The sequence below is a fragment of the Sphingomonas sp. M1A8_2b genome (assembly GCF_053345535.1).
Map to the genome: position 1 here is coordinate 811971 of NZ_JBKFAH010000002.1, position 21256 is coordinate 833226.

At 66.0% G+C, this 21256-nt stretch carries 24 protein-coding genes; 10 read left to right on the forward strand and 14 right to left on the reverse strand.

The genetic code is table 11. The annotated features are described in order from the left end of the window. The first annotated feature begins 26 nt into the window (after positions 1–26). The 3 genes from ACLBWL_RS11825 to ACLBWL_RS11835 are packed head-to-tail and all read left to right on the forward strand — an operon-like array spanning position 27 to position 2241. On the forward strand, positions 27–1178 hold the full coding sequence (locus ACLBWL_RS11825) for a bifunctional 2-C-methyl-D-erythritol 4-phosphate cytidylyltransferase/2-C-methyl-D-erythritol 2,4-cyclodiphosphate synthase (RefSeq protein WP_447793225.1): 1152 nt from the start codon (positions 27–29) through the stop codon (positions 1176–1178). Beyond that, positions 1175–1711 carry a hypothetical protein gene (locus tag ACLBWL_RS11830; RefSeq protein ID WP_447793227.1) on the forward strand — a complete coding sequence of 179 codons (537 nt, stop codon included), beginning with the start codon at positions 1175–1177 and terminating at the stop codon, positions 1709–1711. Before ACLBWL_RS11825 ends, ACLBWL_RS11830 begins: the two co-directional genes overlap by 4 nt. Continuing rightward, the gene (locus ACLBWL_RS11835; RefSeq protein WP_447793229.1) at positions 1711–2241 is read left to right on the forward strand and encodes a CinA family protein; all 531 of its coding nucleotides are present in this window, start codon (positions 1711–1713) and stop codon (positions 2239–2241) included. Before ACLBWL_RS11830 ends, ACLBWL_RS11835 begins: the two co-directional genes overlap by 1 nt. Here the strand turns inward: ACLBWL_RS11835 and ACLBWL_RS11840 are convergent. Both ACLBWL_RS11840 and lipA read right to left on the reverse strand, forming a co-directional pair. Continuing rightward, the gene (locus ACLBWL_RS11840) at positions 2172–2660 is read right to left on the reverse strand and encodes a type II toxin-antitoxin system RatA family toxin (RefSeq protein WP_447793230.1); all 489 of its coding nucleotides are present in this window, start codon (positions 2658–2660) and stop codon (positions 2172–2174) included. The genes ACLBWL_RS11835 and ACLBWL_RS11840 overlap by 70 nt on opposite strands. Next, positions 2660–3586, reverse strand: a complete 927-nt coding sequence (gene lipA / locus ACLBWL_RS11845) for a lipoyl synthase (protein ID WP_447793232.1) — start codon at positions 3584–3586, stop codon at positions 2660–2662. Before lipA ends, ACLBWL_RS11840 begins: the two co-directional genes overlap by 1 nt. A 174-nt stretch (positions 3587–3760) precedes the next feature. Between lipA and ACLBWL_RS11850 the strand changes: the two genes are divergently transcribed. Continuing rightward, entirely contained in the window at positions 3761–4402 is a 642-nt protein-coding gene (locus ACLBWL_RS11850) for a carbonic anhydrase (protein ID WP_447793234.1), read from the forward strand. Here the strand turns inward: ACLBWL_RS11850 and ACLBWL_RS11855 are convergent. The 4 genes from ACLBWL_RS11855 to aspS form a co-directional block, all read right to left on the reverse strand. Next, the gene (locus tag ACLBWL_RS11855) at positions 4388–5164 is read right to left on the reverse strand and encodes a polyphosphate kinase 2 family protein (protein WP_447793236.1); all 777 of its coding nucleotides are present in this window, start codon (positions 5162–5164) and stop codon (positions 4388–4390) included. The two genes, ACLBWL_RS11850 and ACLBWL_RS11855, sit on opposite strands and share 15 nt — an antisense overlap. After that, on the reverse strand, positions 5161–5703 hold the full coding sequence (locus tag ACLBWL_RS11860; protein ID WP_447793238.1) for a hypothetical protein: 543 nt from the start codon (positions 5701–5703) through the stop codon (positions 5161–5163). Before ACLBWL_RS11860 ends, ACLBWL_RS11855 begins: the two co-directional genes overlap by 4 nt. Beyond that, positions 5673–6026 (reverse strand): hypothetical protein, encoded by a 354-nt coding sequence (locus ACLBWL_RS11865; RefSeq protein WP_447793240.1) that lies wholly within the window; start codon positions 6024–6026, stop codon positions 5673–5675. Before ACLBWL_RS11865 ends, ACLBWL_RS11860 begins: the two co-directional genes overlap by 31 nt. Before the next feature lie 217 nt (positions 6027–6243). Continuing rightward, a complete protein-coding gene (aspS, locus tag ACLBWL_RS11870) occupies positions 6244–8067 on the reverse strand; it encodes an aspartate--tRNA ligase (RefSeq protein ID WP_447793242.1) in 1824 nt (607 codons plus the stop codon). Positions 8068–8159: 92 nt separating this feature from the next. Between aspS and rnd the strand changes: the two genes are divergently transcribed. Together rnd and ACLBWL_RS11880 are read left to right on the forward strand one after the other, a co-directional pair. Then, positions 8160–9335 carry a ribonuclease D gene (gene rnd, locus ACLBWL_RS11875; RefSeq protein WP_447793244.1) on the forward strand — a complete coding sequence of 392 codons (1176 nt, stop codon included), beginning with the start codon at positions 8160–8162 and terminating at the stop codon, positions 9333–9335. Then, positions 9332–9640, forward strand: a complete 309-nt coding sequence (locus ACLBWL_RS11880; RefSeq protein ID WP_447793246.1) for an I78 family peptidase inhibitor — start codon at positions 9332–9334, stop codon at positions 9638–9640. Before rnd ends, ACLBWL_RS11880 begins: the two co-directional genes overlap by 4 nt. A 25-nt stretch (positions 9641–9665) precedes the next feature. Here the strand turns inward: ACLBWL_RS11880 and ACLBWL_RS11885 are convergent, their stop codons facing one another. Genes ACLBWL_RS11885 through ACLBWL_RS11900 form a run of 4 tightly spaced genes read right to left on the reverse strand, consistent with a single transcriptional unit; the run spans position 9666 to position 15257 of the window. Beyond that, positions 9666–11177 (reverse strand): Ppx/GppA phosphatase family protein, encoded by a 1512-nt coding sequence (locus ACLBWL_RS11885; protein ID WP_447793248.1) that lies wholly within the window; start codon positions 11175–11177, stop codon positions 9666–9668. Next, positions 11174–13339, reverse strand: coding sequence for an RNA degradosome polyphosphate kinase (locus ACLBWL_RS11890; protein ID WP_447793250.1), 2166 nt, complete (start codon positions 13337–13339; stop codon positions 11174–11176). The genes ACLBWL_RS11885 and ACLBWL_RS11890 overlap by 4 nt, the downstream gene beginning before the upstream one ends. Positions 13340–13356: 17 nt before the next feature. Beyond that, positions 13357–14001: an HdaA/DnaA family protein gene (locus ACLBWL_RS11895; RefSeq protein ID WP_447793252.1), complete on the reverse strand. Its 645-nt coding sequence runs from the start codon at positions 13999–14001 to the stop codon at positions 13357–13359. An 11-nt stretch (positions 14002–14012) separates the two neighbouring features. Beyond that, the gene (locus ACLBWL_RS11900) at positions 14013–15257 is read right to left on the reverse strand and encodes a heavy-metal-associated domain-containing protein (protein WP_447793254.1); all 1245 of its coding nucleotides are present in this window, start codon (positions 15255–15257) and stop codon (positions 14013–14015) included. 64 nt (positions 15258–15321) lie between these two features. Here ACLBWL_RS11900 and purM point away from each other — a divergent pair, with 64 nt between their 5' ends. From purM to ACLBWL_RS11920, 4 genes are read left to right on the forward strand one after another with little or no spacing between them, the layout of a single operon-like run. Further along, positions 15322–16437 carry a phosphoribosylformylglycinamidine cyclo-ligase gene (gene purM, locus ACLBWL_RS11905; protein ID WP_447793502.1) on the forward strand — a complete coding sequence of 372 codons (1116 nt, stop codon included), beginning with the start codon at positions 15322–15324 and terminating at the stop codon, positions 16435–16437. Further along, the gene (gene purN / locus ACLBWL_RS11910; RefSeq protein ID WP_447793256.1) at positions 16430–17002 is read left to right on the forward strand and encodes a phosphoribosylglycinamide formyltransferase; all 573 of its coding nucleotides are present in this window, start codon (positions 16430–16432) and stop codon (positions 17000–17002) included. Before purM ends, purN begins: the two co-directional genes overlap by 8 nt. Then, positions 16999–17364, forward strand: a complete 366-nt coding sequence (locus ACLBWL_RS11915; protein WP_447793257.1) for an MmcQ/YjbR family DNA-binding protein — start codon at positions 16999–17001, stop codon at positions 17362–17364. The genes purN and ACLBWL_RS11915 overlap by 4 nt, the downstream gene beginning before the upstream one ends. Next, positions 17361–17966: a hypothetical protein gene (locus tag ACLBWL_RS11920; RefSeq protein ID WP_447793259.1), complete on the forward strand. Its 606-nt coding sequence runs from the start codon at positions 17361–17363 to the stop codon at positions 17964–17966. The genes ACLBWL_RS11915 and ACLBWL_RS11920 overlap by 4 nt, the downstream gene beginning before the upstream one ends. A 166-nt stretch (positions 17967–18132) precedes the next feature. On the opposite strand, the gene ACLBWL_RS11925 is transcribed toward ACLBWL_RS11920, so the two are convergent. From ACLBWL_RS11925 to ACLBWL_RS11940, 4 genes are all read right to left on the reverse strand, one after another. Then, entirely contained in the window at positions 18133–18651 is a 519-nt protein-coding gene (locus tag ACLBWL_RS11925) for an N-acetyltransferase family protein (protein WP_447793260.1), read from the reverse strand. Then, entirely contained in the window at positions 18651–19073 is a 423-nt protein-coding gene (ndk, locus tag ACLBWL_RS11930; RefSeq protein WP_031393391.1) for a nucleoside-diphosphate kinase, read from the reverse strand. Before ndk ends, ACLBWL_RS11925 begins: the two co-directional genes overlap by 1 nt. A 72-nt stretch (positions 19074–19145) precedes the next feature. Then, on the reverse strand, positions 19146–19592 hold the full coding sequence (locus tag ACLBWL_RS11935) for a DNA polymerase III subunit chi (RefSeq protein WP_447793262.1): 447 nt from the start codon (positions 19590–19592) through the stop codon (positions 19146–19148). A 108-nt stretch (positions 19593–19700) separates the two neighbouring features. Further along, the gene (locus ACLBWL_RS11940; protein WP_447793264.1) at positions 19701–21176 is read right to left on the reverse strand and encodes a leucyl aminopeptidase; all 1476 of its coding nucleotides are present in this window, start codon (positions 21174–21176) and stop codon (positions 19701–19703) included. Between the last annotated feature and the right edge of the window lie 80 nt (positions 21177–21256).

Genomic DNA, 21256 nt, shown 5'->3' on the forward strand with positions numbered 1-21256 from the left:
TCCGGACGAACCGCTAGGTCGCGACGATGACACAGCCACACCGTATCGTTGCGATCATCGTCGCCGCCGGAACCGGCGTGCGCGCCGGGGGATCGGTTCCCAAGCAGTTCGCGCTGATCGCCGGGCGTCCGATGGTTGCCTATTCCTACGACGCGTTTTCCGCGCATCCGGCTATTGCCGAGACGATCGTCATCATCGGTGAAGGGCAGCAGGCTCTAGCCGCCGGGTCGCTCGGCAGCAGCGTGAGGACCGTCATCGGCGGTACCACGCGCCGCGAATCGGTCGCGAACGGACTCGCGGCGATCGACGACGCGACGCACGTGATGATCCACGACGCGGCCCGCCCTTTCCTGTCCGCCGACGTCATCGGTTCGCTCGTCTCGGCCTTGAAGACCCGGGACGCGGCCATTCCGGTCCTCCCGGTAACCGACACGCTTGCGCGCGGCACCGTCCTGCTCGGAGATATCGTGCCCCGCGCCGACCTAAACCGCGTGCAGACACCGCAGGCGTTTTCCGTCGAAGCGCTACGCGCCGCGCACGCCGTCTGGCCTGCCGACGAGGAAGCCACCGACGACGCACAAATGGTGCGGCGGCTTGGCGTCGGCGTCGCGTTGGTGCAGGGCTCGGCGATGCTCGAGAAAGTCACCCACCCTGAAGATTTCGCGGCCGCCGAAGCGCGGGTCGCGTATGAAACCCGCACTGCGATGGGCTTCGACGTCCACCGTCTCGAAGTCGGCGAGGAACTCTGGCTTGGCGGGGTCCTGGTCCCGCACGACAAGGGGCTGTCGGGGCATAGCGACGCGGACGTGGCGCTCCACGCGCTGACCGACGCGCTGCTAGGCACGATCGCGGCGGGCGATATCGGTACGCATTTCCCGCCGAGCGATCCCCAGTGGAAGGGCGCCGACTCTGCGCAGTTCCTCCAGCACGCCGCCAAGCTGATCGCGGACAAGCGCGGCCGGATCGATTTCGTCGACCTGACGATCATGTGCGAGGCGCCGAAGATCGGCCCGCACCGTGCAACAATGACCGCGCGGATCGCAGACCTGCTTGGGCTCACGCTCGACCGGGTCAGCGTCAAGGCGACCACGACCGAACGACTCGGCTTCACCGGCCGCGGCGAAGGCATCGCCGCCCAGGCCGTCGCGACCGTCCGCGTACCAGGATCGCCGGCATGAAGGCCCGCATGAGGATCGGTGCCACGCTCGCCGCGATCGCGCTGTTGGCCAGTCCAGCGTTGGCGCAACCGCGCTGCATCACGGGCCCCGAAGCCGAATCGCTGACGCTCGTCGCGATGCCCGACATCCTGCGTGAAACCGGTCGCGTCTGCGCGCCGTTGCTTCCCGCGGCCAGTCTCATCCGGTCACAGTCAAGTGCGCTGATCGGCCGCTATCAGATCGAATCCGACCGTGCCTGGCCCGCGGCCCGCGCCGCGATCGTCAAGCTCAGCGATCCGGCGGTCGACGCAATGCTCGATTCGGAATTTGCGCGGCCGCTGCTGACGACGTTGCTGGTGCCGCAGATCGTCGGGCGGATCGCGACCCGCGATTGCGGGACGATCGACCGGATGGTGACGCTGCTCCAGCCCTTGCCACCGCGCAACACCGCGGGCATCGTCGTCGAGACGTTGCGGTACCTGAAATCCCAGAAGTCACGCAGCGGTGATATCGCCGCGGTGGCGATGCTGCTGTGCCCGGTGGAGACTCGCTGATGGATACCATCCTTCCCGCCGAACTGGTCAACGCCGCGCGTAAAGTGGTCGAGGAGAACCGCGCGATCGGTCGCCGGGTCGCGGTCGCGGAAAGCTGCACCGGCGGCCTCGTCGCGGCCGCGCTGACGGAAATTCCCGGATCGTCCGACGTGTTCGAGGTCGGTTTCGTCACCTATTCGAATGACGCGAAGCTCGGCGTGCTGAAGATCAGCTCGGACGTGCTCGAAACGTTCGGCGCGGTCTCGATCGCGGTGGCGTGGAGCATGGCGCAAGCCGCGCTCAAGCAATCGGGAGCCGACATCGCGGTCGCCATTACGGGCGTCGCCGGCCCTGGTGGCGGATCGCTCAAGAAACCGGTCGGAACCGTCGTGTTTGGCCGTGCGGAAAAGGGTCGCGATCCATCCGACGTTCACGCCGACCGTAAGGATTTCGGCGATCTCGGTCGGGGCGGAATCCGGCTTCAGGCTGCGCTGTGTGCGCTCGAACTCTTGCTGCCCGACGCCCCGGCGCCGGAAGATTCGGCGCCGTAGAGTTCGGCGGCGCGGGTCTCGAACGCGCCGATCATTTTCCGCAGCGCAGCGCCGAATACCTGGCCCGCGATCATCTCGAACATCCGGTTCTTGAACGCGAAGTCGACGGTGAAATCGACCGCGCAGCCCTGCGCCTCTGGCCGAAAATGCCATTCGTTGCGCAGATACTTCAACGGTCCGTCGACGTAATCAACGGTCAGTTCGCTGGGGCGTACCTTCTGGACGCGAGACGTGAACGTCTCGCGTAGGCCCTTGAAGCCGACGATCATGTCAGCAAGCGTCTCCGTCTCGCTGTTCGAGCGCACCCGCATCGCACTGACCCAAGGCAGGAACTCGGCGTAGCGGCCGACGTCGGCGACCAGGTCGAACATCTGCTCTGGCGTGTACGGCAGGTGACGCGTTTCCGAATGCTTCGGCATCAGATGCGCGCGACGCCCAGTTTCGTGTCACGGTTCGCGCGCAATTTCTCGAAATCATCGCCGGCATGATAGCTCGACCGGGTCAGCGGCGACGATGCGACCAGCAGGAACCCCTTCGCGCGGGCGATCGAGGCATAGGCATCGAACGCCTTGGGCGGCACGAACTCGGCGACCTTCGCATGACGCGGCGTCGGCTGGAGATACTGGCCCATCGTCAGGAAATCGATGTCGGCACAGCGCATGTCGTCCATCACCTGATGGATCTCCAGGCGCTCCTCGCCGAGCCCGAGCATCACGCCGGACTTGGTGAAGATCGACGGGTCGTGCTTCTTGACGCTCTCCAGCAAGCGCAACGACGCATAGTAGCGCGCACCGGGACGGATTGTGGGGTAAAGCCGCGGCACTGTCTCGAGATTGTGGTTGTAGACATCAGGACGCGCCTCGACGATCGACTCGATCGCGGCCTGCGCCTTGTTACGGAAGTCGGGCGTCAGGATCTCGATCGTCGTCGTCGGGTTCGAGGCACGGATCGCCTGAATCACCTTCACGAACTGCGACGCGCCACCGTCCGGCAGGTCGTCACGGTCGACCGAGGTGATGACGATGTGGTTAAGCCCCATCTGCGCGGCCGCATCGGCGACGTTCTGTGGCTCCATCCGGTCGACTGCGCGCGGCATGCCGGTCTTAACGTTGCAGAATGCGCACGCGCGCGTGCAGGTGTCGCCGAGGATCATGACCGTCGCGTGCTTCTTCGACCAACATTCGCCGATGTTCGGGCACGCCGCCTCTTCACACACCGTCGTCAGGCTTTTCGAGCGCATCAACTCGCGGGTTTTCGCAAAGCCAGCGGAGGTCGGCGCCTTGACGCGGATCCAGTCGGGCTTGCGCGCGCGAACCGGCGCAGCCATCGGGGTCATGTCGTTCATGGACGCCAGATAGCCCTGCCCTGCGGTAGAGACAATGGCGGTGGATCACGTCGACCGGTTGGAACGGCCGGAAAAACGGGATAAAATCGTGGAACCAGTTTCAACATGACAAGTTTTTCATGTTGCATCGCAAACTGATATGGAAGGCTAACCGTGCCAACTCACTTTCCGGAAATGATCGAAGGCTATCATCGCTTCAAGGACGGTCCCTGGGAGGAGCAGCGCGAGCGCTGGAAGGAATTGCAGGACGGCCAGAGCCCGAAGGTGATGATCATCGCCTGCTCGGACAGCCGCGTCGAACCCGCGCAGATTTTCGACACGTTGCCGGGTGAGGTGTTTGTTGTCCGCAACGTCGCCAACTTGGTGCCGCCGTTCGAAACCGGTGGCGGCCATCACGGCGTTTCGGCAGCGATCGAGTTCGCCGTAACCCAGCTGAAGGTCGAAGAGATCGTCGTGATGGGCCACGAGAAGTGCGGCGGCTGCAAGGCTGCGCTGACGCAGGCGTTCGCCGACGCCGAGCGCGGTGCTGGCGGCTTCGTGTCCGACTGGGTCAGCCTGCTCGACGGTGCACGCGACAAGGTGATCGCAAAGTACGGCGAAAGCGCCGAGGCCGGACGCGAGATGGAACTCGAGTCCGTCCGTACCTCGATCGCCAATCTGCGCACGTTCCCGTTCGTCGCCGAAGCCGAGGCTGCCGGCACACTCGCACTGCGCGGCGCTTATTTCGGGATCGACAAGGGCCAGCTGCTGGTGCTCAACGACGACGATAATTTCGTTTCGGCAGCCGACCCCGAGGCAAAGTCAGCGAAGGCCTAACGCCTTCTCCGCCACCTTCTTGACCTTCGGGTCGAGCGGTGGCGGCACCATTGATACGCCGGCTTCGAGGCGGTCCGCGATCAGCGTCAGTGCCGCGATCCGGGCCGCCTTCTTGTCGTTGCCATCGATCACCGCCCATGGCGCCGTCGCGGTATCGGTGCGTGCAAACATCTCGGCCATCGCCTCCAGATACTCTTCACGCCGCGACCGGTTGTGATAGTCGTCGAGCCCCGTCTTCCAGTGCTTCCACGGGTCGTCGAGCCGGGCCTTGAGGCGACGGTCCTGTTCCTTCTGCGTGGTGTGGATGAACAGCTTTACGAGGGTCGTGCCGCTTTCGACCTGCTGCGCTTCGAACGCATTGATCTCGTCATAGCCGTGGCGCCACTCGGCCTCGCTGGCGAATCCCTCGACACGCTCGACCAGCACGCGACCATACCAGCTGCGATCGAATACCGCGATGTTGCTGCAGGCGGGCAAGCGGTTCCAGAACCGCCAGAGGAAGTGGTGCGCCTTCTCGTCCGCGGTCGGCGCGGCGATCGGCCAGACCTTGTAGTTGCGCGGGTCCCATTCGGCGGAGAGGCGCTGGATGATGCCGCCCTTCCCCGCTGCGTCCCAGCCCTCGAACATGATGATCGCGCGCGTTCCACCGACGATGTGCGCGACCTGGATGTGTTCGAGACGCTTCTGAAGTTCCTTCAGGTCGTGCTTGTACTTGCCGTCATATTCGTCGCCGGTTTCGTAATCGGCCAGATGGATCGTCATGCGTTGCTCTCCGTCGCTAGTGGACCATGAACGTTCCACGGGCCGCGACGACGCAGAACGAACCAATAATAGGCGATCGAGAGCAGGATCTGCGCGGCCGTCATGATCAGACCGGGGCGGCCCTCGTCCAGATCGGACCAACTCGTCCAGCAGACATAGCCGAGCGCCAGCAGCGTTACGAGTGGTGCCAGCGGATAGAGCGGCATCTGGTACGGCGCGTGGGCGGTCTTGCCGGTCCGCCTGCCGACCATCGCCGCCACGGAGATCCCCGCGTAGATCGCGACGAGGCCGGTGCCGCTGAGGACGAGCAGCAGCTGGAGCGGCAGGAAGCACGCGACGATCCCGAACCCGCCAACCAGCAGCGTGCCGACCCAAGGCGAGCCGAACTTCGGGTGGACATGCGCCATCCACTGGTCGAGCGGGCGGCCCCAGGATCCGTCGCGAGCCGTGCCGTAGAAGAAGCGCGCGCAGGCAAGGATGCAGGCGATGACCGCGTTGACGATCGCGGCTACCACCCCGATCGAAATCCAGTCGGCCATTGCGGTGCCGCCGCGGAGCGCGACAGGAGCCCGAACGGGTCGTCGGCGGTTAGTGAGGCGTGGACCGCGACGTACTCGCCGCCGGCGGCCGGCCAAGCGGACGAGAGTTCGGGATAGACGAACGCGGTGGCGACGCCGACGAGTCCGGCGATCAGCGTTGCCCAGACTGCGCCGGTGCCGGCGACCTGGAGCATTCCGGGGACGATGACGAACACCGACGATGCCGGGGTCGCGACGGAGAGGCTGAGGAACAGGACGCCCATGACGCCAAGGCTGCGGACGAGTCTCGGCGCCGCCGTCGGTGTCATCTGATCGTCGAGCATGCCATCCCCTTACAGTGCAGGGGTATTTGCATGGTTAACGGGGTTGGGAAAGCGGCGGAAGGGATAACGTCTTTCCCTCGCCCCTTCGGGGAGAGGGAGGGGCCCGCGCTTGCGGGTGGGAGGGTGAGGGGCGGTTGGCGGACACCAACCGCCCCTCACCCTCCCGTCGCCAAGCGGCTCCTCCTTCCCTCTCCCCGGAGGGCGAGGGACAGTTTCATCACCCCGCGTTAGGCGCGACCACCTTGGTGGCATCCTTCGGACCATCGACCGTCAACCGGATGTTGAGTTCCTTCAGCTGCTTCGCGCTGACCGGGCTCGGTGCGCCCATCATCAGGTCCTCGGCCTTCTGGTTCATCGGGAACAGCACGACCTCGCGGATGTTCGGTTCGCCCGCGAGCAGCATCACCATCCGGTCGATCCCCGGTGCCGAGCCACCATGCGGCGGTGCGCCGACCTTGAACGCGTTGATCATGCCCGCGAAGTTCGTGTCGACATCGGCCTGCGTGTAACCGGCGATCTCGAACGCCTTGTACATGATCTCCGGACGATGGTTCCGGATCGCGCCCGACGACAGCTCGACGCCGTTGCAGACGATATCGTACTGATAGGCCAGGATATCGAGCGGATCCTTGGTCTCCAGCGCCTCCATCTCGCCCTGTGGCATCGAGAACGGGTTGTGGCTGAAATCGATCTTCTTGGCGTCCTCGTCATATTCGAACATCGGGAAGTCGACGATCCAGCAGAACTCGAACCGGTTCTCGTCGATCAGGCCGAGGTCGGCGCCGATCCGCGCCCGCGCTGCGCCAGCGAGCTTCGACGCGGGCAGCTCCTTGCCGGCTGCGAAGAAGATACCGTCGTTCGGGCCGAGGCCCATCTCGGCGATCAGCTTCCGCGTCGCTTCCTCGCCGTGGTTCTTGGCGATCGGACCGCCGAGTTCGCCGTTCTTCTGCGTGATGTAGCCGAGCCCGGCATGCCCCTCGGCGCGCGCCCAGTCGTTCATGTCGGTGAAGAATTTGCGGCTCTTGTCGGCGGTGTTCGGCGCGGGGATCGCACGGACCACGTCACCGCCGGCGACGATCCCTGCGAACAGGCCGAAGCCCGAATCGACGAAGTGATGGCCGACGTCGTGGATCAGGATCGGGTTGCGCAGGTCGGGCTTGTCGCTGCCGTATTTCAGCATCGATTCGCGGTAGGGGATGCGCTTGAACGGCAACGCCGAGACTTGGCGACCCTTACCCTGCCAGTCGGCGAACTCCTCGAACACGCCGTGGAGGACGGGCTCGATCGCCGCGAACACGTCGTTCTGCGTGACGAAGCTCATCTCGAAATCGAGCTGGTAGAACTCACCCGGCGAACGATCTGCGCGGGCGTCCTCGTCGCGGAAGCAGGGCGCGATCTGGAAATAGCGATCGAAGCCCGCGACCATAAGCAGCTGCTTGAACATCTGCGGCGCCTGCGGGAGTGCGTAGAACTTGCCCGGATGGACGCGGCTCGGCACCAGATAATCGCGCGCGCCCTCGGGCGACGACGCGGTCAGGATCGGCGTCTGGAATTCGGTGAACCCCTGCGAATTCATGCGGTTGCGCAGCGACGTTATCACCTGGCTGCGGAGCATGATGTTCGCGTGCAGCCGCTCGCGACGCAGATCGAGATAGCGATAGCGCAGGCGGATATCCTCGGGATACTCCGCCTCGCCCGCGACCGGCATCGGCAGTTCGCCAGCCATCGACTGGACCGTCGCGGCGGTCGCGCGGATCTCGATCCCGCCGGTCGGCAGGTTCGGGTTGACGGCTTCCGGCGCACGTGCGGTCACCTTGCCGGTGATCGTCACGACGCTTTCGCTCTTCAGACCCTCGATGACCTTGAAGACGGGCCCCGACACGTCGGTGACGATCTGCGTGATGCCGTAGTGATCGCGCAGATCGATGAAGACGAGGTCGCCGTGATCGCGCTTCTTGTGGACCCAGCCGGAGACGCGGACCTCTTCGCCGACCTGTTCGGGGCGGAGGGCGGCGCAGGTGTGGGTGCGATAGGCGTGCATGATGGGTCTTCTCGGACGATAAACAGGTGCCTCGCGCTTCCCTTCCCTACCCGCCTTTGTCAACCCGGACGAGCCTCGCTATGGACGGGTCCATGCATATTCACCCGCTTATCTCCGACAGCGCCACGCTCGCCAATCTGTGCGCGCGCATGGCCGACGCCGACTATGTCTGCGTCGACACCGAATTCATGCGCGAGAGCACCTATTACCCGGAGCTCTGCCTGATCCAGATCGCCGACGACAAGGAAGCCGCCGCGATCGACCCGATGGCGCCGGGGATCGACCTGAAGCCGCTGCTCGACCTGCTCGTCGAGAATCACGATGTGCTGAAGGTGGTCCATGCCGGCGGACAGGACATCGAGATCGTCTACAACCTCACCGGCAAGACGCCCTTCCCGCTGTTCGACACGCAGGTCGCGGCGATGGCGCTGGGGCAAGGCGAGCAGATCGGCTATTCGAACCTGGTCGACAGCTGGCTCGGGATCGCGGTCGACAAGGGCGCGCGGTTTACCGACTGGGCGCGGCGTCCTCTGGATGCGCGGCAGATAGAATATGCGATCGGCGACGTCACGCATCTGTCGAAGATCTTCCCGAAGATGCTGGAGCGGTTGCGCAAGACGGGGCGCGGGGTGTGGCTCGACCAGGAGATGGAGCGACTTGGCGATATCGCCAATTATGCGAACGATCCCGATCTTGCGTGGAAGCGTGTGCGGATTTCGGGGCGCAAGCCTGAAGTGCTGGGGCGACTGAAGGCGCTGGCGCGGTGGCGTGAGCTGGAGGCGCAGGCAAAGGATCTGCCGCGTGGGAGGATCGTCAAGGACGAGACGCTGGGCGACATGGCGGGACATCCACCGCGCAAGCAGGCCGACCTCGCGCGGGTGCGGGGGTTGTCGGCGACATGGGCCGGCAACGACATCGGCGGACGGCTGATGGCCGCGATCGAGAGTGCGCAACCGCTTGGTGAGGACGAACTGCCGCCCCGAGACGATCGCAAGCCGGGGCTTGGCAAGGAAGGCTCGCTGGTTGCCGACCTCCTCAAGCTGCTCCTGAAGATCCGCTCGCGGGACATTGATGTCGCATCGAAATTGCTGGCACGCACCGATGAGCTGGAGGCGCTGGCGGCGGGCGTGCGGACCGGGCTGCCGATGCTCGAAGGCTGGCGGTTCGACCAGTTCGGCCGCGATGCGCTCGATCTGGTCGAGGGTCGCCTCGCGTTCGCGGTGATCAACGGGAAGCTCAAGATGACGCGTACGGAGGATGCCGCATGAGGATCGTTCTGGTCGCAGCCCTGTTGGCCTCGGCAGCGTGTACGCCGGTCGAGTTTCGCGGCGACAAGCCTGCCGCTTCGCCCGCTGGTACACCGGTCGGTACGGCCTGCAATGCGGACTCGCTGGGTGACTTGGTCGGCAAGCGCGCGAGCGATGCGCGAGCGGACGTTATGCAGACCCGATCCGGCTCGCGCACGCTCCGCTGGATCGCACCGAACACCGCGACGACGAAGGATTTCCGCGACGATCGGCTCAACGTCTACGTCGATTCAAAGGGCCGTATCGAGCGGTTTGCCTGCGGCTGATACCCACCCGCGGAAGGAGTGTAGCTCAGGCCAGTGCGAGCAGCGACTTGCGGCCGAGTGCCGCAGCCAAAGCCGCATGGCGACGTTCGACGGCCTCTCCATACAAGCCGCGATCATCGGCCTGTAACGTGAGCGTCAGCGACATCCCGTCGTCGGCGAGGCTCGACCGCTTGAGCGGCCCTGCGAGGCCACCGCTCATGCGCTGGCCGAGGCGCATCGCGAGGCCCCAGGCGGTCGCGCTTTTCACGGCGGCCGGCGTTGCCAGTCGTCCGACGGGGTCTGCCGCTGCCAGATCGCCGCCGAGGCTTGTATAAAGCGCCTGCGCCAGCATCCCGCGACCGGGCGCGTCGATCGCGACCCAATTGCCGTGCAGCGCGATCTCGACGCCGCGTTCGGCGCGGAATTCGGGGTTGGCGCGCCAGCCTACGTCGGCGAGCAGACACGCGGTGTGGCGGATGCGCGCCAATGCGGGCGACTCGGTGACGAACAGAGGAGCGATCCAGCGGTCGAGCAGGTCGCCATGTTCGGGGAAGCGACCGAGCAGGCGCCCCTCTTCACGGGCTGCGACGATCAGCGGATCGAGCGCGCGGGTCTTGGGCTCCAGGTCGCCGTAGAGCAGGCCTTCGCGGAGCCCATAGGCGGACACGACGGTCGTCTTGCTGCCGAGCTGGCGCATAAGCACCCCGAGCAAGGCGGCCGCGTCGGCCAGCGTCGCCGTGCGCCCGGAGGACAAGCCGGGAATCGCCTTCAGGCGGGGCTTCGAAAGCTGCGGGATCGTGCGACTGAGCCGCGTGATCGTCGCGGCGGTCATCGGATACTGGTGGATGATCGGCAGCGGATAGTCCGACAGCTCCATGTCGAGCCGCGCCAGCGCACGCCACGATCCGCCGACGAGATAGAGCGGCAGCCCCTGCCCCTTGGCCGTCCAGCCAGCCTCGCGCACCAGCCTTGCGACATAGCGTTCGAGCACCTTGCCGCGCTTGGCGCGAAGCGGGCCGATGCGGAGCACGCCGAGCGGAAACGAGACGCGGTCCTCGATCTTGCCGCGGCGAACGCGAACGAGTTCGAGACTGCCGCCGCCGAGATCGCCGACGATGCCGTCCGCATCGGGGATTGCGGAGAGTACGCCATAACCGGCCGCGCTGGCTTCCTGCTCGCCCGACAGCGTCTCGACCTTGAGGCCAAGTTGTTCGGCGGTTGCAATGAGTTCGCCGCCGTTCTTCGCATCGCGTACCGCGGCCGTCGCGACCGTGCGGAGCGTCGAGCATTCCATCTCGCGCGCGACCGCCGCGAACCGGGCGAGGGCCACCCGCGCCGTTTTTAGCGCAGATTTCTCGATCGATCCGGTAGCTGCGAGGCCTCGGCCAAGCCCGGCGAGCACCTTCTCGTTGAACCGGATCGCGGGCAGCCGTGGTGGTCCCTGATACACCACCAGACGGATCGAGTTCGAGCCGATGTCGATGATCCCGGTACGCGGATGATCGTCGGTCTCGGCTTTCGGTGGCGAATTGCCGAACAGAACGCTGGTGACGCTCATCGTTTGCGGCGGAGCGACAGCGTCGGCACGGCATTGCTGGTCGCGAGCGAGGCGCCGCGGCCGGAGAGCGAAGGATTCGTCATGAAATACCGATGCAGGTTGAACGGGCGGTCGCCGGGATCGACGCGCGTGTATTCGCCGTCGGGGCCTAGCTCCCAACTCTGCTCGTTGTCGATCAGGTTCGCGACCATCACCTGATCGAGAATCTGGTCGTGGACGGTCGGGTTGAGGATCGGCAGCATATATTCGACGCGGCGGTCGAAGTTGCGCGGCATCCAGTCCGCCGACGAGATAAACAGCTTGGCACCGTCGTTGGGCAGCGCCTTGCCGTTGCCGAACGCCCAGATCCGGCTGTGCTCGAGGAAGCGCCCGATCACGGACTTTACGCGGACCGTCTCGGACAGACCGGGCACGCCAGGGCGCAGGCAGCAGATGCCGCGGATGATGAGGTCGATCTCGACCCCCGCACCGCTCGCCTCGTACAGCTTCTCGATCACCGCGGGGTCGACCAGTGAGTTCATCTTCGCCCAAACCCCGGCGGGCTTGCCGGCGCGCGCGTTGGCGATCTCGACGTCGATCAGGTTCATCAGGTTCTGGCGGAGGTCGCGCGGCGACAGGCTGACGCGCGCCATGTCGGTCGGTTCGACATAGCCGGTGATGTAGTTGAACATCTGCGCCGCATCGCGCCCGACCGCGGCGTCGGCGGTGAAGAAGCTGAGGTCGGTGTAGATCTTGGCCGTGACCGGGTGATAATTTCCCGTGCCGAAATGGCAGTAGGTGCGGAACGCAGAGCCTTCGCGGCGGACGACCAGCGAGACCTTGGCGTGCGTCTTCCAGTCGATGAAGCCGTAGACGACCTGCACGCCCGCGCGCTCCAGTGCGGAGGCCCAGACCATGTTCTGCTCTTCGTCGAACCGCGCCTTCAGTTCGACAACCGCGGTGACCGACTTGCCCGCCTCGGCGGCGGTAATCAGTGCGTTGATGACCGCGGGCTGCTTGCCGGCGCGGTAGAGCGTCTGCTTGATCGCGACGACGTCGGGGTCGTTCGCCGCCTGCTTGAGGAAGGCGAGTACCACCTCGAACGTCTCGTACGGGTGATGGACGACGATGTCCTTGGCCTTGATCGCCGCGAAGCAATCGCCGCCGAATTCGCGGATCCGCTCCGGGAAGCGTGGCGTGAAGGGCGGGAACTTCAGGTCGGGGCGATCTTCGTCGACCAGCCCGTCGAGGTCGACGATGCCGAGGAGATTACCACTCTCGGTAATGATCGCGTCGGCGCCACCGAGTTCGTCCTTGAGCACGGCCGCCAGCACGTCCGGGATGCCGGTTTCGAGTTCCAGGCGGATGACGCGGCCGCGGCGGCGGCGCTTGATCGCGTTGGCGAAGTAGCGGACGAGGTCTTCCGCCTCCTCTTCGATCTCCATGTCGCTGTCGCGCAGGACGCGGAAGCTGGCGGCGGCGAGGACTTCGTAGCCTGGGAACAGGACCGGTGCGAACCGCTTCAGGATCGATTCGATCGAGATGTAGCGCGCGGGTTCGCCAGGCAGGCGGACGAAGCGCGTCATCGTGTGTGGAAGCATGACGAGTTCGCGGACCGGCTCGTTATCCGAACGGCGGACGAGGTCGAATATCACCGACAGACCGCGGTTGGGGATGAACGGGAACGGATGTGCGGGGTCGAGCGCCTGCGGGGTCAGGATCGGGAAGATCTGATCGCGGAAATGTGTTTCCAGCCACTCGTCGGCCTCGCCTTCGACCGCCTCGCGCCGCAGCACGAACAGTCCTGCCTCGTCGAGCAGCACACGCAGGTCGCCCCACACCGCCTGCTGGCTGGCCATCAGTTCGTCGGCCTCGCGGACGATCGCGGTCAGCTGCTGGCCCGCGGTGAGGCCGTCGGCGGACCGTCGATCCACGTCCTGCGTCTGCTGGCCCTTCAGACCGGCGACGCGGACCATGAAGAACTCGTCGAGGTTCGACCCCGAGATCGACAGGAAGCGGAGCCGTTCGAGCAACGGGTGCGCGGGGTTGCACGCCTCCTCCAGCACGCGGCGGTTGAACGCCAGCCAGGAGAGCTCGCGGTTGAAGAACCGGTCGTTCGGCTCTGCACCGATGGGATCGTCGTCGTCTTCCGATTGGCGGACGATATGCGCTGGACGGTTCATCGGGCCTCTTTGGAGTCTTATGGTGGCGTCAGGAGCGGCAGGTCGAGGGCGAATTGCGGCCGGAAGATCAGCCCGGCCTCGGTCAGTGTGGTTCGTGCGAGAGGAATGGACAAGCGCTTGCGGCGTTCCATCGCCTCCTGGTCCAGCGCATCCACGGTTCGCGTTACGGTAATATGACTACGTTCGATTCGGGTGGCGAGCCAGTCGATCAGATCGGGCCTAGCATCGAGGCTGCGGCGCTCGAACATGTGCGCGAGCAGCAGCCGCATGAGTTCGTCGTCGGGCGCGCCGATCGCCGCAATCGGGCTGGCGGCGAGACGCGAGCGGAGATCGGGGAGCTTGACCTTCCATTCTGGCGGCGCTGCGTCGGCGACGATCAGGAGCGGCTTGTGCTCCTCCTGCGCGCGGTTCCAGGCGTGGAACAGCTGTGCTTCGGGCACGCGCTCGGCATCGTCGATGATCGTCCCGCCGCTCTTCGCCGCGAAGATCCGCGCGAGCAGGCTGCGGCCCGATTTGCGCGGGCCGGTGAGGATGGCGGTCTTGACGGGCCACGTTGCCCAATGCTCGAGCGTCTGCGCGGCGCGGGCGTTGGAAGGGGTAACCAGGAAGGCGTCGTCGCGAGGATCCGCCGGCCACCCGAGTGGCAGCGCGATTTGAGTCATCTTGGTCGCGCTCACCCTGTCGTCACGGTATCCGCGGGAAGGTCCGGCGGAAGAAGTTGGGAAACCCGGCGGATCCGGATCGTCTGGCCCGAGCCGAAGACTTGGTAGCCGCGGGCTTCGAGAGCGGACTTGAGCGCGGCCGGATCGCCATCGTACGCGACGCGCATCAACGAGACCCCGCCGAGCGCGAGGCTGGTCGTTGCCGCCGAGCGGACGCCGGGGATCGCGCGGAGTGCGGCTTCGGTCGAGGATACCGCCGTGGCGGCGGGCGTATCGAACTGGACGGTGACCGAGATGCCCTCGCCCCCGGTCAGCGCGGCGGTGTTGGCGTCGGCGGTCTCGTCGGTCGGCAGGTCGTCGGTCACCGCGGCCTCGGGCGGCGGCGGTGGCGACAGGCTGTAGTCGACGCGGAGCGAGCCGTTGCGGCGCGCCTGCTGATACAGGTCGTCGATCCGCTTCACGCCGGTATCGAGCAGCTGCGCGATGCCGTCGGGCGTCCCGACGCGCAGCGTGAAGCTGCCGATCAGGTCGTTGTCGGGGCCGTGCCGTGCTTCGAAGACCCCGATCACCGGGCCGCCGGGCCATTGCCGATAGAGCTTCACGACCGGCATCAGCACATCGCTCGCGCCATATTGATCGAGCACCGTTCGCCACCAACCGCGGCCGGGACGCTGCGCCTGGCCAACGTTTAGCAGGAGCGCATCGGGGCCGGAGCCGGATGGGCGGACATAATCGATGCTGCTGTTGCCGGTGCGATAGCGCGCCCAGGCCTGCTGCCACTGCGTGCTCTGCTCGAACGCTTGGCCAACGCCGCCCGAATACTGGATCGGGATGGTCAACATCGGCTGCGAGCGATCGGCATAGGTCGAGATGCCGAGGACCGAACCCGCGCGCGTTCGGTCGAACAGCACGCCGAGCTTGGCTATATAGCGCTGCGGGCCGATCTGCTCGTTCTCGACGACGATCCCGGAGACCAGCGAATCGAGCGTGCCATCGGAGACCAGACCGCCACCGCCGCCCAGTCGGTTCGACAATTGTACCCACGCCTTGCGCTGCGCGAGCCGCCAGCCGCCGTAGCGCGCGGCGTATGCGGTCCTGCCGGCGACGTCGACGGTGACGCCGCTGACCTCGTAGGCGCTGCCGCTGTCGACCGGGGCCGCGCCTCGGCTACCGCCCTCGATCTGCGCGAGCACGGCTCCGCCGCTGAGCAGCAGTACGGCGCCGGCCAGGGCTGTGGGAAGGGTACGAATACGCATCAAGCGGGCCTTTTGGCGAAGCAGACGTGGAAATCCAAGCGCGATGTGGCTAGCAGCACCGATCATGACCGATACGCCAGACTCCGCCGCTCCCGCCACGGGCTCCTATACCTACGCTCAAGCGGGCGTTTCGATCGCCGCGGGCAATGCGTTGGTGCGCGCGATCGCCCCGCTCGCGCGCTCGACGCGGCGGCCGGGTGCGGACGCCGATCTTGGCGGGTTCGGCGGGATGTTCGACTTGAAAGCGGCGGGTTTCGTCGATCCGTTGCTAGTTGCGGCGAACGACGGCGTCGGCACCAAGCTGAAGCTTGCGATCGAATGGGACCGGCACGAGGGCGTCGGCGTCGATCTCGTCGCGATGTGCGTCAATGATCTGATCGTGCAGGGCGCCGAGCCTTTGTTCTTCCTCGATTATTACGCAAGCGGAAAGCTCGATGCGGCGGTTGCCGAGCGCGTCGTCGCCTCGATCGCTGAGGGCTGCAAGACCGCGGGTTGTGCGCTGATCGGGGGCGAGACCGCCGAGATGCCGGGCATGTACGCAGACGGCGATTACGATCTGGCGGGTTTCTGCGTCGGTGCGGTCGAGCGGACCAACGTTCTTACCGGGCGAGAGATCGCTGCGGGCGATGTGATGCTCGGGCTCGCGTCGTCGGGCGTGCATTCGAACGGGTTCTCGCTGGTTCGCCGGCTGGCGACGGATCGCGGTTGGAAGCTCGATCGGCCTGCGCTGTTCGATCAGGACAAGTTGCTGATCGATCATCTGATGGCGCCGACTCGCATTTACGTGGCGAGCCTGCTGCCGTTGCTGCGCGAGCGGCGGATCAAGGGACTGGCGCACATCACCGGCGGCGGTCTGCTGGAGAATATTCCGCGCGTCCTGCCGGACGGTATGCATGCGGTGGTCGATGCGGATGCGTGGGAGCAGTCGCGGTTGATGGCGTTCCTTCAGGCGCAGGGCGCGATCGAGCCGGAGGAGATGGCGCGGACGTTCAACTGCGGCATCGGCATGGTTGCGATCGTAAGCGCCGACGAGGCCGAGGCGGTGACTTCGGCACTGGAGGCGGCCGACGAGACGGTGTTCACGATCGGGCGGATCGAGACCGGAGCACATGGCTGTACGGTCCGCGGGTCGGCGGGCACCTGGAGTGCGCGCGAGGACTGGACCGCGACGCATGGCTGAGAAGACGCGGGTCGGCGTGCTGATCTCGGGGCGCGGATCCAACATGATGGCGCTGGTGGCTGCGTCGCGCGCGGCCGAGTGTCCGTATGAGATCGCGTTAGTGGCTTCGGACAAGCCGGATGCGGCTGGGCTCGAATGGGCGCGGTCGCAGGGTCTGGCGACGTTTGCGCTTTCGCCCAAGGGTTTAGGGAAGCCTGCTTACGAGGCGGCGATCGATGCGGCGTTGCGTGAGGCTGGCGTCGAGGTGGTTGCGCTGGCCGGCTATATGCGGCTGCTGTCGGACGGGTTCGTGGCGGCGTGGCGGCACCGGATCGTCAACATCCATCCGTCGCTGCTGCCCAAGTACAAGGGGCTCGACACGCATGCGCGGGCGATCGCCGCGGGCGATGCGGTCGGTGGGTGCTCGGTGCATGTCGTGACCGAGGAACTCGATGGCGGCGTGGTACTGGGGCAGGCCGAGGTGCCGATCCTTGCGGATGACGATGCGGATGCTCTTGCGGAGCGCGTGCTTGCGGCCGAACATATGCTGTATCCCAAGACCTTGGCGGAGTTCGTGACGCGATGACCGATCTGTCCCCCCTCGACCGCGTTCGCGCGGCGGCTTTGGGATTGCCTGACACCGAGGAGAAGGTGTCGCATGGCCAACCGACGTTCTTCGTCGCGGGCAAGCAGTTCGCGCAGTTCCGGGCGGATCATCATGGTGATGGACTGACGGTCGTGTGCGTGAAGACGGGCGGAAGCGATGAGCAGGCGATGCTGATCGAGGCCAACCCGGCTGTGTATTCGCGGCCTTCGTATCTTGGCGCGACCGGGTGGGTCGGCGTCAACCTTGCGGGCGATCCCGACTGGGCGCTGGTCGAGGACCGGATCGCGCGCAGTTGGGAGCTGGCGGCCCCCGCCCGCCTGCTGGAAGCTGGCGGGCGATGAGCGGCGAGACGCCAACCGAACGGCGCGAGGCTGCGGCGACGCGGCGGCGCTGGGTGACGCTGGCGGAGGTCGTGGCGGTTGCTGGCGTGCTGATCGCCGCGCTTACGTTGTGGACGAATTGGTCGGATCACCGTGCGAACGAGGCCGACAAGCTTGCCGCGCAGTCGAGTGCGGCGCGCGAGCGGACCAAGATCGATCTGTCGGCGATCGTGCAGGATGGCGGCGACACGCTGTTGCTGAAGGATGCGCGGCACGATCTTCAGGACGTGACGATCACGTTTCCCAAGGCGCTCGGCGTATCGCCGCAGCGGCCGCCGGCCGAGCCGATCATCGACGCCTCGTGGGTCTCGGCGCCGATGCTGAAGCTGACCGATGGTGGGTCGGACGATCGCGCGGGGCGGCTGCCGGTGCTGGTGAGCGTGCAGTATTTCGACGGCGACCGGACGCGCTCGGCGAGCGGGATCTACGATGTGATCTGGAAGACGCATGGCCGCCGGATACTGGGTCGCTCGTTCAAGCTCGAAGGGCTGCGGGTGCGCCAGCGTGGCGGGGATCAGGCTAGGCTTGATGCGATCTGGGTGAAAGAGAAGCCGGCGGAGTAAGTCGCGTACCGCTAAACGGCACCACCCCGGCGGAGGCCGGGGTCCAATTGGGGAACGTTGCTAACCGAGGGCAGCGTTCCGTTACTGCGACCTTTCCAATTGGGCCCCGGCCTTCGCCGGGGTGGTGGCGCTGCTGTGCTGTGCGGCGCTCTTCCGCCGGGGAACCTCAAACCGCTCGAGCGTAGACCGGGTCGTCGTGGAGGGTGGTGCCGACTGTGAACTGGCGGGCGCCGATTACTTTGAAGCCGTGGCGTTCGTAGAAGGCTCGGGCGCGGGTGTTTTGGTCCCATACGCCTAGCAGGACGCGAGTGTGGGCCGCCGCGGCGACATCTTCCAGGGCGCGGGCCATCAGGGCGGCGCCCAGGCCGGTGCCTTGGGCGTGTTTCATCAGGTAGATGCGGCGGAGTTCTATGTCCGCGGGGCCGGGTGCGACCGGGAAATCGGGTGCCGTGAGCACCGTGTAGCCGATCGGCGCGTGGCCCGGCTCGTGCTCGGCCAGCGTCACGATCGTCGCGGGATCGGCCAGCCACGTCTCGAACGCGTCGATGCTGTTCTTCGTCGTGCAGTGGGCGACGATATCCGTCCCCGTCAGCACGGTCGCATAGGTGTCGAGAAACGTGGCGGATGCGACGAGCGCTAGCGCGGGCGCGTCACCCGGCTCGGCCCGTCGCAGCCGCCAGGTCATCAGCCGACGATTTCTTCAGGCTTGAAGAAGTAGGCGATCTCGATCTCGGCGTTCTCGTCCGAGTCCGAACCGTGGACCGAATTGGCTTCGATCGACTCGGCGAGTTCCTTGCGGATCGTGCCGGGCTCGGCGTTCGCGGGGTTGGTGGCGCCCATGATGTCGCGGTTGCGCTGCATCGCGTTCTCGCCTTCGAGAACCTGGACGACGACCGGGCCCGAGATCATGAACGAGACGAGCTCGCCGAAGAACGGACGCTCCTTGTGGACCGCGTAGAAGCCTTCGGCCTGCTCGCGGGTCATCTGGATGCGCTTCGAAGCGACGACGCGCAGGCCAGCTTCCTCGAGCATCTTGGTGACCGCACCGGTCAGGTTGCGGCGGGTTGCATCGGGCTTGATGATCGAAAAGGTACGGTTCGCGGCCATGATGGTCACGGGCTCCTGTGTTGTCGGTAGTTGGATGCGCGGCGCTTAGGCGGGGCACGCGGTTAAAGCAACCTATGCGGCCTGTTCCCAACGGCCAGCGTCGTTCTGCTTCCAGTAGCGGCGCTCGACGTCGTCGCGGTCGGCGAGCGCCCTCCATGCTAGGCGCGCTTCCTGGATCGCTTCGTCGTCGAAGAGGTGGAAGGCTCGATCAAAGGTTAGGATAAGGTCACGCCAACGGCCGTCTACCACCGCGACGTTACGGGCGGCGTTGGCGGGGGCGTTCTCCTGGATATCCTGAGCGATTAGAATGGGTTGCGCTGTGTCGTCGTTGCTGCCGGCCTGGGCGTGGGGGAGGAAGCTCTCGGGGGCGTAGGACCAGAGGAGGCGGTCGAGGGCGACGCGTTGTTCTTCGGGTTCGGCAACTATCAGGAGGCGGCCGCCGGTTTGGACGACGCGCTCGGCGATGCGCGGGAGGACGCGGTCGAGGGGGCTGGTAAGGTGGTAGAAATCGACCTGCATACTTACTCCCCGCTGTTCCCCCGCGAAGGCGGGGGTCCAGGGTCACGATCGGTGTCGGTACTTAGCTGGGCCCCCGCGTCCGCGGGGGAACAGTTCTTCTCTCAGAGTTCAGCCCTCGAAGTTATCGGCGACGAACTGGTCGAGCAGGCGCACGCCGTAGCCGGTTGCGCCCTTGTCGTGGTTCGTGCCGGGCTTGTCGGACCAGACCATGCCGGCGATGTCGAGATGCGCCCACTTCACACCCTCATCGACGAAGCGCTTGATGAATTGCGCCGCGGTGATCGAGCCGGCGCCGCGCGGCCCCACGTTCTTCATGTCGGCGATCGGCGAGTCGATCAGCTTGTCGTAAGCAGGCGACAACGGGAAGCGCCAGAGCGTGTCGCCGGTGGTCTTTCCCGCCGCGATCAGCTGATCGGCGAGCGCGTCGTCATTGGCGAAGATGCCGCCATTCTCGGTGCCGAGCGCGACGATCATCGCGCCGGTGAGCGTGGCGAGATCGACGATCGTGGTCGGCTTGTGCGCCTGCTGCACCCAGGTGACGCAATCGCACAGCACGAGGCGACCCTCGGCGTCGGTGTTGAGCACTTCGATCGTCTGGCCCGACATCGAGGTGATGACGTCGCTAGGACGCAGCGCAGCGCCGTCGGGCATGTTCTCGACCAGGCCCATCACGCCGACGACGTTCGCCTTCGCCTTGCGGCTTGCGAGCGCCTTCATCGCGCCGGCGACCGCGCCCGCGCCGCCCATGTCCCACTTCATGTCTTCCATGCCCGCGCCGGGCTTGATCGAGATGCCACCAGAATCGAACGTCACGCCCTTGCCGACGAACGCAAGCGTCGGCGCATCGGCCCCTGCCCCGTTCCACTTGAGCGCGAGGATGCGGGCCTCACGGCGCGAGCCCTGGCTGACGCCGAGCAGCGAGCCCATGCCGAGCTCGGTCATCTGCGCCTCGTCGAGCACGGTGATCTCGAGCCCGAGACCCTCGACATCCTTCGTCACCTTCTCGACGAAGCTCTCGGGATAGACGACGTTCGGCGGTGAGGTGACGAGCCAGCGGGTCAGGTCGAGCCCGCCGGTGACGGCGGACTGCTCGGCCCAGGCGGCATCGGTGCCGTCGGGCGCACCGGCGATGGTGATCTCGGTCAGCGTCGGCTTCGACTTCTCGGCCAGCTTGGTGCGGTACGTATCGTAGCGCCATGCGCGCTGGACAGCGGCGGCGGCGAAGTGCGCGGCGGCTTTCGGCGTCGGCAAGGCACCGGCCGATAGGTCTGCGACAACCGACGTCGCGCCCGAAGTCAGCAGGCGTGCGGTAATCGCGCCGCCAGCCTTTTCCCAATCGACATTTTCGCCCTCGCCGACGCCAACGAGCAGAACTTGGCGAACCGCGCCATCGACCGGCACGAACACCTCGACGAGCGACCCGGCCTCGCCCGCAAACCGTGCCGCGGTCGCCGCGCTAGTCGCCACCGCCTCGACATCGCCGCCGATCGCGCTCCACTTGGTCTTCGCCACGCCGTCTTTAGCCACCGGTACGGCGAGGATCGGGGTATTGGCGGGGACGGTCGGGGCGAAGACGATCTGCATGAAGAAACCTCGGGAAGCATTTGAACGATAGGATGGGCTTGGCACTAAGCTGATGCCGCGGGCTTGGCAAAGCAAGGTGG

Coding starts and splice junctions, on each gene's coding strand:
- ACLBWL_RS11825 (WP_447793225.1), top strand. CDS start 27: ATGACACAGCCACACCGTATCGTTGCGATCATCGTCGCCGCCGGAACC.
- ACLBWL_RS11830 (WP_447793227.1), top strand. CDS start 1,175: ATGAAGGCCCGCATGAGGATCGGTGCCACGCTCGCCGCGATCGCGCTG.
- ACLBWL_RS11835 (WP_447793229.1), top strand. CDS start 1,711: ATGGATACCATCCTTCCCGCCGAACTGGTCAACGCCGCGCGTAAAGTG.
- ACLBWL_RS11840 (WP_447793230.1), bottom strand. CDS start 2,660: ATGCCGAAGCATTCGGAAACGCGTCACCTGCCGTACACGCCAGAGCAG.
- lipA (WP_447793232.1), bottom strand. CDS start 3,586: ATGAACGACATGACCCCGATGGCTGCGCCGGTTCGCGCGCGCAAGCCC.
- ACLBWL_RS11850 (WP_447793234.1), top strand. CDS start 3,761: ATGATCGAAGGCTATCATCGCTTCAAGGACGGTCCCTGGGAGGAGCAG.
- ACLBWL_RS11855 (WP_447793236.1), bottom strand. CDS start 5,164: ATGACGATCCATCTGGCCGATTACGAAACCGGCGACGAATATGACGGC.
- ACLBWL_RS11860 (WP_447793238.1), bottom strand. CDS start 5,703: ATGGCCGACTGGATTTCGATCGGGGTGGTAGCCGCGATCGTCAACGCG.
- ACLBWL_RS11865 (WP_447793240.1), bottom strand. CDS start 6,026: ATGCTCGACGATCAGATGACACCGACGGCGGCGCCGAGACTCGTCCGC.
- aspS (WP_447793242.1), bottom strand. CDS start 8,067: ATGCACGCCTATCGCACCCACACCTGCGCCGCCCTCCGCCCCGAACAG.
- rnd (WP_447793244.1), top strand. CDS start 8,160: ATGCATATTCACCCGCTTATCTCCGACAGCGCCACGCTCGCCAATCTG.
- ACLBWL_RS11880 (WP_447793246.1), top strand. CDS start 9,332: ATGAGGATCGTTCTGGTCGCAGCCCTGTTGGCCTCGGCAGCGTGTACG.
- ACLBWL_RS11885 (WP_447793248.1), bottom strand. CDS start 11,177: ATGAGCGTCACCAGCGTTCTGTTCGGCAATTCGCCACCGAAAGCCGAG.
- ACLBWL_RS11890 (WP_447793250.1), bottom strand. CDS start 13,339: ATGAACCGTCCAGCGCATATCGTCCGCCAATCGGAAGACGACGACGAT.
- ACLBWL_RS11895 (WP_447793252.1), bottom strand. CDS start 14,001: ATGACTCAAATCGCGCTGCCACTCGGGTGGCCGGCGGATCCTCGCGAC.
- ACLBWL_RS11900 (WP_447793254.1), bottom strand. CDS start 15,257: ATGCGTATTCGTACCCTTCCCACAGCCCTGGCCGGCGCCGTACTGCTG.
- purM (WP_447793502.1), top strand. CDS start 15,322: ATGACCGATACGCCAGACTCCGCCGCTCCCGCCACGGGCTCCTATACC.
- purN (WP_447793256.1), top strand. CDS start 16,430: ATGGCTGAGAAGACGCGGGTCGGCGTGCTGATCTCGGGGCGCGGATCC.
- ACLBWL_RS11915 (WP_447793257.1), top strand. CDS start 16,999: ATGACCGATCTGTCCCCCCTCGACCGCGTTCGCGCGGCGGCTTTGGGA.
- ACLBWL_RS11920 (WP_447793259.1), top strand. CDS start 17,361: ATGAGCGGCGAGACGCCAACCGAACGGCGCGAGGCTGCGGCGACGCGG.
- ACLBWL_RS11925 (WP_447793260.1), bottom strand. CDS start 18,651: ATGACCTGGCGGCTGCGACGGGCCGAGCCGGGTGACGCGCCCGCGCTA.
- ndk (WP_031393391.1), bottom strand. CDS start 19,073: ATGGCCGCGAACCGTACCTTTTCGATCATCAAGCCCGATGCAACCCGC.
- ACLBWL_RS11935 (WP_447793262.1), bottom strand. CDS start 19,592: ATGCAGGTCGATTTCTACCACCTTACCAGCCCCCTCGACCGCGTCCTC.
- ACLBWL_RS11940 (WP_447793264.1), bottom strand. CDS start 21,176: ATGCAGATCGTCTTCGCCCCGACCGTCCCCGCCAATACCCCGATCCTC.